Source organism: Acinetobacter sp. DMC2 (assembly GCF_056314305.1).
Genome location: NZ_JBQUYP010000015.1, coordinates 1 through 10,546 on the forward strand (window position 1 = coordinate 1; position 10,546 = coordinate 10,546).

Below are 10,546 nucleotides of genomic sequence, written 5' to 3' on the forward strand. Positions count from 1 at the left end.
GTTTAAGGGGTGATAAAGATAGGTTTAAGGGGTGATAAAGATAGGTTTAAGGGGTGATAAAGATAGGTTTAAGGGGTATATAAATAGATAGATTATTGACTATTTAAAATATATGACATATAACCTAGTTAAATGAATTAATAAGCTTCATATCATGACAAATAACAATAAATTAGTTGTTAAAGATAATGCTCTTATCGATGCTTCTTTTAACTTATCACTCATAGAGCAACGTATTATGCTCTTGGCCATAGTTGGAGCTAGAGAGTCTTCTAATCTCACGCCAGATACACCAATAGAAGTGCTTGTAAGCGACTACATTCATCAATTTAAAGTGGATAGTAATAATGCCTATGGCTTGCTCAGAGAGGCAGCAAAAACACTAAAAAGAAGGGAGTTCAGTTATTTAGATAGATATAAGGGCCTAGAGGCTCTTACTACAGCAAATTGGGTAAACAAAGTGACCTATGTAGATTCTAATGGTCTTATTGTTTTATACCTTAGCAACGAAGTTATCAGCTTAATTAGCCGATTAAGCGAACAATTTACCAAATATCATATAGAGCAAGTATCTGATTTTAGAAGTAAATATAGCATAAGACTATATGAGCTATTAATTAAATGGTTGAATGTCGCAAAAACTGAGAAATATAGTATTAACGATCTTAGATCAAAGTTAGGTCTTGACGCGACTGAATATTCAACAATGTCTAACTTTAAATCCAACGTATTAGACAGAGCAGTAAGTGAAATTAATAAACACACTGATATTACCGTTGACTATGACCAATTCAAAAAAGGACGAGTTATCACTGACATTCAATTCAGAATTAAATCGAAAGTTAGGCCATCTCAACAAGAATTAACTAGAACGCCCCAAACAGCATTCCAACAAATGACAGATGCTCAAATCAATATGTTTGGCAATCAGCTTTCACGACTACCTGAATTTTCAAACTTAGCAAATGGTAATGAAAGCTATGAGAGCCTAGCCGCGAAAATCAAAGAAATGCTAAGAGATCCAATACAGCAAAAACAGTTTTTGCCTCATCTAAAAAACTTAGGCTTTAAAGCTTGAGTGTATTGGAGAATACACATATTGTATTCTCCAATACGTTTTCAAAATACACAGCAATACACTATGAATACAGCTACAAAATACAGTGTTAGTGATGCTGCAACCCTGTATAAAAAATCTCGAGCTACGCTATATAAAGATATAAAAAACGGTGTGTTAAGCCGTGACCACGATGGTTTTATAGACTTTTCAGAACTTCTTCGTGTCTATGGAGAACCTTTTGGAGTAAAACAAGTAAAACGTATCGATACGTCTCCAATACAAAATCAAAATACATCTGAATACACTGATAAAACAGTTGTAGAACTCAAAAACCAAATTGATTTTCTAAAAAAACAGTTAGAAAAAGCCGAAGATCGTGAAGCCAAGGCAAATGCTCGTATAGATACACTGCTAACACTCATTGAAATGAAGCCCCCACAATCCAATATGACTACGTTTACCGATCAGAAATCTGCTCCAGATATAGCAACAGATACTCGGTCAGAACTCGAACCGAAAGATGACGGATTGACTACTCCAGTCGAAACAGAAAATAAGCGTATTCCAGTGCCAGAGCACGTAGAACCAGAGCAGCCGAAAAGAGGCTTTCTCAGTCGCTTTTTCTTACCGAATGGGTGAGAGCATTGTTGACTGTAGCTAATCAAAATTGTGGAACATTGATTAAAAAACATACGTTGAACGTGAATAGTCACGAAAAAGCCGTTCCAGTGCGCTGAACCCTAGAACGGCTTACTTTAAGATATTGATGCGAAAAGGAAAAGTTCAAGTATTTCGCATAAGGTGTATTATGTTAATTTTAGAAATTCTAAAAAAGGGATAGTTAAAAACTATCCCTTTATCTTGTAAGAATTATCTTAGTAATAATACTGGTTTTGTAGAGCTTGATAACAATTTGGTCGTCGTACTACCAATAAAAAACTGGCGTATTTTTGAGTGACCATATGCACCAACCACCATCATATCAATAGCGTTTTTCTCTTGGTAATCTAATATTGATTTCTCGACATCACCTTCAAGTACGATATCAATTACATTAAAACCATTATTTGCAAGCAGCTCTTTTGCCCAAGTAACTTGAGATGTCATATCACTATTTGGCTTACCAACATATACCACATGAGCTGTCAGGTTTTTTAATAAAGGGCTATTGGCAATTTTTTCTACACAAATGCGTGCAGTCTGACTTCCATCAAAAGCAATTAAAAAAGACTTAGGTGGACTAAAAAGTGCAGATGTTATTAATACGGGTTTATGAAGGGCACGAACAACATTTTCAATATGGGTTCCAACTTTACTGGAATCATGCTCAGTTTCAGTCCCATGCTTACCCATAACAAGAACTCGAATGTCTTCTTCCATTCCCATAATTGTTTCTAAAAGACTGCCATGGCGTTGAAAACTTTGAGCATCAATAGAAAACTTCTCCAATAGATAATTCTTTGCTTCCCGAAGAAGAATCTGACCATGCTCTAGCTCAATTTTTCCCTTACGTTCTTCCAGTTCAACCAACTCGTTTAGCAAGGTTTCTCGACTTCCTAGACCAATTGCACCACTTAAATCTTGTGGGGCTTTCGCTTTTGGCTTATCAATGACATGCAATAGTTTAATAGGTGAACTAAGTTTATCGCTAAACCAAGCTGCATAATCACACACAGTATTTGTTACTAATGATCCATCAATACATGCAATAATTTTTGACATAACTAATCCCTCTTAGTGGCTATTTAAGCGATCTAAAGCATCTGGTTTGTCGTGGATACCAAACTTATCGACTAATGTTTTACTAGCTTCATTCATTCCAATAAGTTCGACTTCTGTTCCTTCACGTCTAAACTTAATGACCACTTTATCTACGGCAGCGACCGCAGACACATCCCAGAAGTGAGCCTGACTAACATCAATCACAACTTTTGAAAGTGCTTCTTTGAAATCAAATGCAGAAGTAAATTTATCTGCTGAGCTGAAGAACACTTGACCTGTTACCGTATAAATACGGGTATTTTCAGGTTCATTAAATTCGGACTGAATTGCCATGTAGCGTTCAATTTTGTTGGCAAAAAATAATGCAGAAAGAAGTACACCAACTAATACGCCATAAGCCAAATTATGTGTCGCAACGACCACGATGACTGTAACGATCATCACAATATTGCTAGATAAGGGATATTGGCGGATATTGCGTAGTGAATCCCAGTTAAATGTTCCAATTGCTACCATGATCATGACAGCAACCAGTGCAGCCATTGGAATGGCTTTAAGCCAGTCACTGATAAACACCACCATAATTAACAGAAAGACCCCTGCACTAAATGATGATAAACGGGTACGTCCACCAGATTTCACATTAATAATGGATTGACCAATCATGGCACAGCCTGCCATTCCGCCTAAGAAGCCTGAAGCGACATTGGCAACACCTTGCCCTTTACATTCTCGGTTTTTATCACTGGTGGTATCTGTTAAATCGTCGACAATTGTTGCGGTCATCATAGATTCAAGCAAACCGACGGCTGCTAATCCCAGTGAATAAGGCAAAATAATAGCTAAAGTTTCAAGATTTAAAGGAATATCAGGAAGTAAGAAAATTGGTAGCGTATCTGGTAATTGCCCCATATCGCCTACGGTTCTTACATCTAAACCAATGAACAAGGCAAAGAGCGTAAGGAGGACAATACAAATGAGAGGAGAGGGTAAAAGCTTCCCTATCACTGGGATATAAGGGAATAGATAAATAATAGCTAAACCTCCAACTGTCATCGCATAGACATGCCATGTCACATTGGTGAGTTCAGGCAATTGAGCCATAAAAATTAGAATAGCTAAGGCATTCACAAAGCCAATCACGACTGACTTTGATACAAACCGCATCAGAGCACCTAATTTTAGATAACCTGCTAGGATTTGAATAAATCCTGTCAAAATTGTGGCTGCTAATAAGTATTGCAGACCATGCTCTTTAACCAGTGTGACCATTAATAAAGCCATTGCACCAGTTGCAGCAGAAATCATACCAGGGCGACCACCTACGAAAGCAATCACGACTGCAATACAGAATGAAGCATATAGCCCGACTTTAGGGTCGACACCTGCAATGATGGAGAAGGCAATTGCTTCAGGAATTAGAGCCAAAGCAACAACAATACCCGCAAGAACATCCCCGCGAATATTGGAGAACCATTGTTCTCGAATAGTGGATAACATGAAAATAGCCTATTTTTTTAAATTTTAGGAAAGGCTAGTGATGTGATATATGACACACAAGCTACTACACCACATCACTAGACAGTGATGAGTTATTTACTGAATTAAGAGGTAAATAAACTTATGGTGGCGTAAGTGTCATATTAAGAAAGATATCTATTTTGGAGGATTTCGGGGGCAATGATAGCAGTTAGACTCTTTTCTATCCACCCTAACCGCAGTATCGAAGTAAAAGTATAGAATTATCATAGATAATTTTAGAATTGATTTATGTCCATTTAACATAATGGCGCTTATGCGAAATTGATTTTAAATTTTTATTTAAAATCAATTTCTTAAAATAGAATCAACAATCTAAAAACTATAGAAAAACAGATATTGAAACATATTGGATGATTTTTAATCATTTTTGATATCTTCTGCCAATTAAAGTGGGTTAAAAAGTATTGTGTTTTATTGCTTAATTGGAGGAACTTAATTGAAGATCACATTTGAACTGCCTATATTCTTGTTATTTTTGTATAGCTTCACTTTTGTTAGTTTTTTAAAAAATTTTAATATTCAGTATCTAATGCCTGATGCATCACAATTAACCATTTCTACCACTGGTTTAATTATTTTTATATTTTTCAATATCATATGTAATAAAACAAAACTTACCTCTAAACTTTTAATGGCTTTTGTTGAGGCTGAACGCTTGCATGAACTAAAAAAAACTAAAAGTAAAAATCCAACTTAATATTGCATTTTTTTATTATTTTGCAAAATTGATTTGTCAAAATGAAAATTTGAACTATAATCTAAATCAGATTCCGACTCTGATGAGCGCAAAACAGATGCTTCCAAGAGCTTCAATCTGTGGCGGTGCTTCACAATACTTGGTTTTATTGGATGAAGCGAAACCTCAATATCGGAGTCACAAGCGACAGTTTTTTCTAAATTGTCGCTTTTTTTTATTTTTGACTTGCACAATACAATAATTCACCAACTCTAAGTCTATCTAATGAACGTAACTCACTGTTCATATAATTCCACAGAATATTTCCATTAGCCATAATATTAATTATTACGGCTATATGATATTTACTACCATCAAAAAGAGCTATGTATATATATCTATATGAGTTATCGTCATATTTTGTTCTCCAAACCTCATGTGGCTGCATTAATGTTTGCTTAGCAAACAATGCAAATCTTTCACGACCATTTGCTCGCTTTTCAACAATATGACTTAATAAATTTATATCAATTGTGATTTCGAGATTAAAAATAGGCACTCTAATGATAGGATTTTCAGGCGTTACGCCAAATGCCGAGGCAAGAGTATTTAATGCATCACTCTCATTTTCACCATGATCTAGTAAATTTGGCTTTGCCTGAAAATATACACTAGGCAACTCTTTTAGCTTCGATAGACCATACTCATTAAATTTTTTTTGGTCACCTAATATCGTAGCCAAAATACACCTACTTATCTGATTTATAAGAACAATATTATATACGAAAAATCACTTACATTCGGTAGTAATATCTCGATTTAAGCTATCTACTTTCTTAATATACTTAATATACCCAATCTTACCATTTAAGTTTTTAATATATTGAATTTCTTTACTTTTCTTTAAATTTCTAACTTTTCCAGATAGCTCATTACTTGGCTCCAACTGATTATTAACAATTGCTATACCATTGATAAATTTTAAATCTTTTCCGAAAAATCTCACTTTATCTGCATTCACAGTGTGATGGTGTTTATTAACTATTTCTATCACTTTATTCTTGAACTTTTCGCTGACAGCCTCACCAGTAAATGAAATATCATCAACATATATTGTCATAGTGATTTGACGACTTTTAGAGAGTTTATTCAATTCATTAAACATTGGCTGATTAGCCCAAAAAGCTAACATCAAGCTTAATGGACTTCCTGTCGGTATATGGCCATCAACTGTACAAATATCAGCAAAAAATGCAGCAACATCTCTATTATATTGTAAATAATATCCAAAAAAATTCTGTACTTTCCATTTCGCAGTAGAAGGAAAAAAGTTTTCAATATCGATATTTAATGTTTTTCCTTTAGCTAACGAATGTACTTTCGCATTTAGGACACAAGAGGATTTTTTTTTAGAAAACAAATAGTCTGGTGCAGGTAGCTGTGAGATTAAATTATGTATTTGTTTATGAATAGGTTTTAGAATTGAATTTGGTTCTTCTATACGTCTAATTTTCAACTTTTCATTTTTAACAATTTCTTTTACTTTGAATCTGTAAAAATTATTAGGGTTTCTGCTTATATCTTTAAGCAAAGGCAACTGAGTTTTTAAAACAAATGCTAAGTATCTCTTACTTTGGATATTAAAAATTGCCAAATCTTTAATATGTTCAACATAGTCAAAAGATACATAGCTAAGCTTTTTCATTATCAGATAACCATTCCATTAAACGAATAATTTTTTTAGCTGAAGCTAGTTTGAATTTTGTTGCTATAGATAATGGCTGACCTTCATCTAATTTTTCGGAGAAAAATAGAAGTGATGAAAGTGGCATATCGAATTGCTCGGAGTATTTTTCTAAAATATCTAAACTAGGTTTTTTTTTACCTTTTTCTATCTCTGATAGATATGAGTTTGAAATTCCAAGCTTAATTGATAAATCAGATTGAGATATGCCATGATATTTGCGTATAGCAACTAAGGCATTGTGAATCATAATATGTTCCTATTAAATTCTTTTTTAAAGAGAACCACCTAAGCTGAATTAGAAGGATCATCAAAATCATCACCACCTAAAAATCGCACAATTAAGCGTGCAATATAGATAAGTAATTTAATAATAATCCACCAAAACTTACGATCAGATTTTGCTTTAACCTTATCGCGCTTAGATGGCATCTGAAAGTTACTGAACATCATTATTTAACTCCATAAATGAACCAAAATTGGTCCCGTTATCACTTATGGAATGACATCATGTTTTCAGATTTTAACCCTCTAAAAAGTGACACTTGCTACCGTTAGCAAGTGTCACTCCTGTGGTCTACTCTGTTCTGTACATCCAGAACGAACTGTATTCCCCCAGAGTTTGAGGCTAAGCCTCCAAACCTTACGGTTTAAATAAAGAAACGGGTTGTGAGCATCTAGCAGCAACACTTATTAATATAAACAAAAAATTCGCAAATTCAATATTTATTTTCGCTATTTGCGAATTAAATTTTAATTTTATATAAAGTAAATATAGCTATTTCTTTCTTAAATACTTTATAGCTCGCCACTTCATCATTAACACAGCATCTTCCTCCTCAAAACTCGACTCACCTGAAGCAATCCGTTCAATCATCGCATTGACATCCACTTGACTGGCATCAATCACATGCTGCTCAAATGAATGCTCCACAATCCCTTGCGTTGCCTTAAAAGCAGCTCGAATTCGATCTGCATCTACTGGATTTTTCATGCTTGGCCACGCTGCTCTGATTGATAACTTGGATGATCTTTCAGATAGGCAATAAAACTGTCTAAACATTTGCTATCCAATCGTGATTCTTCAGGATGATCCACATGCTGCAATAGGTTCTGACCTAAAAAAAACTGCTCAAACTGTGCTTTAAAATACTCTGGAATATCCGACACCAAAACATAGCTATCATCTGATTTCAGTTGATGCCGTGGGATCTGAATCAACTCAAGTAAATGTTTCTTCCACAATAGACTGGCCCGAAGCTGATCATTCACTGGATGATGGGGATCATGTGCAGCAGCACGTTGATCTTCAAATAAACCCTCAAGAATTTGTTTTCCAGTCTTCATACGACCTCCAAAAGCTTTATTTAAAACTTCACAATATTCCTAGAACCATGATGGCGTATAACCATCATCACGATCTAGATCTTGATTTTTACGCTGCTCTAAGGCTTGGTTGTACTCCTTTTGGTAGATCTGGAGCTTATTAAATTGCCGAATCTGTTGAATGGTTTGCTTCTGTGCCTCAACTTCAAGCTGAATAATTGGATCAGCACTTTTCAACTTCCACCGATGGATCTGCGGAACATCCTGCAACTGCGTTCCGTACTTCTGGTTAAATTCCTGATTGGACAAATGACTCACTCGATTCGGAACAACAATCTCCATACCCTCCAGAATCACGGTTTTCATCGGTGCATGCCTTTCCAAAGCCTGATTAATTAGCTGCTCAGTTTTTTCTCGAAAGGCTTTGACCTGATCACGGCCAAAGCCCAACGCATCAGCCGTTAATTTCTGTGCGCCACCCTTGGTGGGATTCTTTGGACGATACTGCTTAAAAAACTGCTCTGGTGGTCGTTCAATCCCATCGACCAGACTCCGTTCAGAATACATCAGATGCAAATGCGGTTGATCTTCACCTGTCAGCTCACTCGGATGATTATGCACCGCTGCGGTATAAGGGAACTGATACTGATCAGCAAATTCCTGAATAAAGGCCTCGACCAATTCTTTACGCTGCTGTTTCGACAATTCTTTTGGTAAAGCCACGGTCAACGTTGAACTGGTTCGACCTCGAGCAATCTCATAACGATCCGCACTATGCCAAAAAGTCGCAGGTGCATCGACAGCCCAAGCAGGCATATTTCCAGAACGCACGAACTCCAATTCTTCATCGGCCTTTTGCTCGGCAAAATGCGCGGTTCGAGTCAGATAATGGAAGGTATTCTTGGAACTGGAATCCTTCTTCACATTGTGCCGAATATTCATGTAAAACATGCCGAATTCACCTGAGATCCAATTCGCAAAGGAGGCTCTCCGCAGGAGCGAGGAGGAGTGTCTTTTTTTGACAATAATCGCTTTAGCGATTGTTGTCAAAAAAAGACACGGAAACGAGATAAACTATTTTTTATGCATAGCAGAAAAAATAGTTTAAACGCCCATAACATGACGCTAACATGGTCTCAATCCACGGCAAAATGAGATCCAAATGGCAGGACGCAAAGCGTTAGTTCTCACAGCAAAAGAAATCAACGAACTCGGCACGCATATCCTCAATCTACCGTTCAAACGTCGAGTTGAAGAACGTTGCTTGCACATGCTCAAAAACAAAAAAAGTCTTCAGGATCTCAGTGAGCAAGACCGACAACTGATCCAAAAATGTCGCTATGAACGCAATGCCTACAACAAACGCATGCTTCAGCTGCAACTGATCCAACAGACAGAACCTGCCAAACAGACCGCTCTGGAACAAAACATCCTCAAGCTCCATCAAAAACATGACATCGATGCCTACTTTGCCATGCACGATGCACTAGATGAGATCCTCAAAACGCAACGCCACCAGACCGCAGCGAAAAACCTGAATCAGAAAATAGAAAAAGCCCTGAATCCAGAACAACAAAAGGAAAAACAAAGCCAGAAACAACAGAAAAAACGAGAAGACCAGATCAAATACTTTATAGGATCGCTTTATATCGAATCTTTGAGAAAGGCATCGATTAGTTTTTCACAGGATAATAGCGACTTAGATAAACTGGCCGACATGATTCATGCATATCTCAGTTTTAGACAGCTCAAAAAGAATCTTGGAACAATTGAAGAAATCGAAGCTTTCGTTCAACGTATGCCAACCACAAAAAATATGAATCGACTTATTGAAACAGCAAAAACAGATCCAAGAAATCCATTCAACAAAACACCAGAGCAATGAACAAACATCACGTTTAAACGCTGTATTTTCGCCATAGTGCGATCATTTCAAACCGAACTAGAGATCAGTACCCAAAAAACAAAAAAGTGTCTCTAAACGCAAATAGAAGCAAATAACACTACATCTATAAGCGATAAGAACGGCTTAACCAAGCGAGTGTCTACGAGCGACAGTCCCAAAATTCGCGCCTCGGCCCTCTGAAAAACCGCTTTTTTAGGTTGATTAACCTAAAAAAGTGAAGTTTAGATGCAAAAATTTGATGCTAGACCGAGCGAAGCGAGCATAAAGCTTTATGAGCGAAGCGAATTCCGAGTTGCTTTTGCTCTTGCCTTTGCTTTTTCTCAAATTCACAACGAAAAGAACCAAAAAATTGCCCCCCGAATCGAGCGAAAGCGAGATTCAATAGAGTTTGAGCGTAGCGAAAACCAAGGGCAATTTTGACCAGATGAGGCTTTTAATTATTTTTAATAGTTTTTAATGCTTTTAGACAGGCTGAAATTCTTTGTTTGCAATAGTTTAAGGGGTGATAAAGATAGGTTTAAGGGGTGATAAAGATAGGTTTAAGGGGTGATAAAGATAGGTTTAAGGGGT

The 10,546-nt window shown here is 36.4% G+C and carries 13 protein-coding genes; 4 read left to right on the top strand and 9 right to left on the bottom strand.

Annotated features, from left to right (window positions below; translation table 11 throughout):
* The first annotated feature begins 154 nt into the window (after positions 1–154).
* Positions 155–1,078: a replication initiation protein RepM gene (repM, locus tag ACT53H_RS19010; RefSeq protein ID WP_017724908.1), complete on the top strand. Its 924-nt coding sequence runs from the start codon at positions 155–157 to the stop codon at positions 1,076–1,078.
* A gap of 63 nt (positions 1,079–1,141) precedes the next feature.
* On the top strand, positions 1,142–1,699 hold the full coding sequence (locus ACT53H_RS19015; protein WP_025468577.1) for a plasmid replication DNA-binding protein: 558 nt from the start codon (positions 1,142–1,144) through the stop codon (positions 1,697–1,699).
* Between the two features lie 231 nt (positions 1,700–1,930).
* Here the strand turns inward: ACT53H_RS19015 and ACT53H_RS19020 are convergent, their stop codons facing one another.
* From ACT53H_RS19020 to ACT53H_RS19060, 9 genes are all read right to left on the bottom strand, one after another.
* A complete protein-coding gene (locus tag ACT53H_RS19020; protein ID WP_004870777.1) occupies positions 1,931–2,782 on the bottom strand; it encodes a universal stress protein in 852 nt (283 codons plus the stop codon).
* Between the two features lie 12 nt (positions 2,783–2,794).
* Positions 2,795–4,282 (bottom strand): SulP family inorganic anion transporter, encoded by a 1,488-nt coding sequence (locus ACT53H_RS19025; RefSeq protein WP_000953323.1) that lies wholly within the window; start codon positions 4,280–4,282, stop codon positions 2,795–2,797.
* Positions 4,283–5,235: 953 nt separating this feature from the next.
* The gene (locus ACT53H_RS19030) at positions 5,236–5,742 is read right to left on the bottom strand and encodes a PBECR2 nuclease fold domain-containing protein (RefSeq protein ID WP_052945581.1); all 507 of its coding nucleotides are present in this window, start codon (positions 5,740–5,742) and stop codon (positions 5,236–5,238) included.
* A 48-nt stretch (positions 5,743–5,790) separates the two neighbouring features.
* Positions 5,791–6,705 (bottom strand): reverse transcriptase family protein, encoded by a 915-nt coding sequence (locus ACT53H_RS19035; protein WP_046889937.1) that lies wholly within the window; start codon positions 6,703–6,705, stop codon positions 5,791–5,793.
* A complete protein-coding gene (locus ACT53H_RS19040; RefSeq protein WP_046889938.1) occupies positions 6,692–6,994 on the bottom strand; it encodes a helix-turn-helix domain-containing protein in 303 nt (100 codons plus the stop codon). Before ACT53H_RS19040 ends, ACT53H_RS19035 begins: the two co-directional genes overlap by 14 nt.
* Positions 6,995–7,032: 38 nt before the next feature.
* Complete coding sequence (locus ACT53H_RS19045; RefSeq protein WP_153603848.1) at positions 7,033–7,197, bottom strand: hypothetical protein; 165 nt, start codon at positions 7,195–7,197, stop codon at positions 7,033–7,035.
* 325 nt (positions 7,198–7,522) lie between these two features.
* Complete coding sequence (locus tag ACT53H_RS19050; RefSeq protein WP_046889939.1) at positions 7,523–7,738, bottom strand: hypothetical protein; 216 nt, start codon at positions 7,736–7,738, stop codon at positions 7,523–7,525.
* Positions 7,735–8,091, bottom strand: a complete 357-nt coding sequence (locus ACT53H_RS19055) for a hypothetical protein (RefSeq protein ID WP_046889940.1) — start codon at positions 8,089–8,091, stop codon at positions 7,735–7,737. The genes ACT53H_RS19050 and ACT53H_RS19055 overlap by 4 nt, the downstream gene beginning before the upstream one ends.
* A gap of 39 nt (positions 8,092–8,130) precedes the next feature.
* The gene (locus ACT53H_RS19060) at positions 8,131–9,021 is read right to left on the bottom strand and encodes a MobA/MobL family protein (RefSeq protein WP_017724911.1); all 891 of its coding nucleotides are present in this window, start codon (positions 9,019–9,021) and stop codon (positions 8,131–8,133) included.
* Between the two features lie 211 nt (positions 9,022–9,232).
* Here ACT53H_RS19060 and ACT53H_RS19065 point away from each other — a divergent pair, with 211 nt between their 5' ends.
* Both ACT53H_RS19065 and ACT53H_RS19070 read left to right on the top strand, forming a co-directional pair.
* The gene (locus ACT53H_RS19065) at positions 9,233–9,955 is read left to right on the top strand and encodes a hypothetical protein (RefSeq protein ID WP_046889941.1); all 723 of its coding nucleotides are present in this window, start codon (positions 9,233–9,235) and stop codon (positions 9,953–9,955) included.
* A 246-nt stretch (positions 9,956–10,201) separates the two neighbouring features.
* Positions 10,202–10,396 carry a hypothetical protein gene (locus tag ACT53H_RS19070; protein ID WP_042783573.1) on the top strand — a complete coding sequence of 65 codons (195 nt, stop codon included), beginning with the start codon at positions 10,202–10,204 and terminating at the stop codon, positions 10,394–10,396.
* Positions 10,397–10,546: the final 150 nt, after the last annotated feature.

What these genes read in the sequence shown, in the direction of transcription:
- ACT53H_RS19040 (WP_046889938.1), bottom strand. Translation starts at nt 6,994, where the DNA reads ATGATTCACAATGCCTTAGTTGCTATACGCAAATATCATGGCATATCT.
- ACT53H_RS19070 (WP_042783573.1), top strand. Translation starts at nt 10,202, where the DNA reads ATGCAAAAATTTGATGCTAGACCGAGCGAAGCGAGCATAAAGCTTTAT.
- ACT53H_RS19055 (WP_046889940.1), bottom strand. Translation starts at nt 8,091, where the DNA reads ATGAAGACTGGAAAACAAATTCTTGAGGGTTTATTTGAAGATCAACGT.
- ACT53H_RS19015 (WP_025468577.1), top strand. Translation starts at nt 1,142, where the DNA reads ATGAATACAGCTACAAAATACAGTGTTAGTGATGCTGCAACCCTGTAT.
- ACT53H_RS19060 (WP_017724911.1), bottom strand. Translation starts at nt 9,021, where the DNA reads ATGTTTTACATGAATATTCGGCACAATGTGAAGAAGGATTCCAGTTCC.
- ACT53H_RS19045 (WP_153603848.1), bottom strand. Translation starts at nt 7,197, where the DNA reads ATGATGTTCAGTAACTTTCAGATGCCATCTAAGCGCGATAAGGTTAAA.
- ACT53H_RS19020 (WP_004870777.1), bottom strand. Translation starts at nt 2,782, where the DNA reads ATGTCAAAAATTATTGCATGTATTGATGGATCATTAGTAACAAATACT.
- ACT53H_RS19025 (WP_000953323.1), bottom strand. Translation starts at nt 4,282, where the DNA reads ATGTTATCCACTATTCGAGAACAATGGTTCTCCAATATTCGCGGGGAT.
- repM (WP_017724908.1), top strand. Translation starts at nt 155, where the DNA reads ATGACAAATAACAATAAATTAGTTGTTAAAGATAATGCTCTTATCGAT.
- ACT53H_RS19050 (WP_046889939.1), bottom strand. Translation starts at nt 7,738, where the DNA reads ATGAAAAATCCAGTAGATGCAGATCGAATTCGAGCTGCTTTTAAGGCA.
- ACT53H_RS19035 (WP_046889937.1), bottom strand. Translation starts at nt 6,705, where the DNA reads ATGAAAAAGCTTAGCTATGTATCTTTTGACTATGTTGAACATATTAAA.
- ACT53H_RS19065 (WP_046889941.1), top strand. Translation starts at nt 9,233, where the DNA reads ATGGCAGGACGCAAAGCGTTAGTTCTCACAGCAAAAGAAATCAACGAA.